The sequence below is a fragment of the Paraliomyxa miuraensis genome (assembly GCF_026337845.1).
Taxonomy (GTDB): Bacteria; Myxococcota_A; Polyangia; order Nannocystales; family Nannocystaceae; genus Paraliomyxa; species Paraliomyxa miuraensis.
The window spans coordinates 1-401 of sequence record NZ_JAOVZF010000054.1 but is presented as its reverse complement, the minus strand read 5'-3'; the positions used below and the strand labels follow the sequence as shown (position 1 = coordinate 401).

At 70.3% G+C, this 401-nt stretch carries 1 protein-coding gene; it reads right to left on the bottom strand.

Going from position 1 to position 401, the window contains the following annotated elements; all coding sequences use genetic code 11:
* Positions 1–338, bottom strand: a 338-nt coding sequence (locus OEB96_RS00230) for a hypothetical protein (RefSeq protein ID WP_266213362.1), incomplete at its 3' end; no start/stop codon positions are given.
* Between the last annotated feature and the right edge of the window lie 63 nt (positions 339–401).

Here is a 401-nt window from a genome sequence, read left to right as displayed (position 1 = left end):
GTGGACTCGACGACCTCGTGGATCACCCGCCGGGCCGCACCGATGCGGCTCTCCTGCAGCGACCCGTACAGCGCCGGGTTCTCGCACTCCTCCCACGCGCACTCGGTCAGCCCCTGCTTGGACTGGTTGCCCATCGACCCCGACGTGTCGAGCACGAACAGGATGCGAGGCTTGACCGCCGCCGCCTCCGTCGCCGTGTGCAGCACGTAGTACGGTCGCAGCCTCGCCTCACCCGGTCGGGCGCTGCCCAGCACCACCAGCACCGTCAGCGCCAGCCAACCCAGCCACGCGCCCGACCATGCACCCAACCACGAACGGCCGCGCCGCGACCCCTTCATCGAACGATCCAACCGTGCCATCGCCGTCGACCAGCATACCCCAAGACGCCCGCTCGTGGGCCC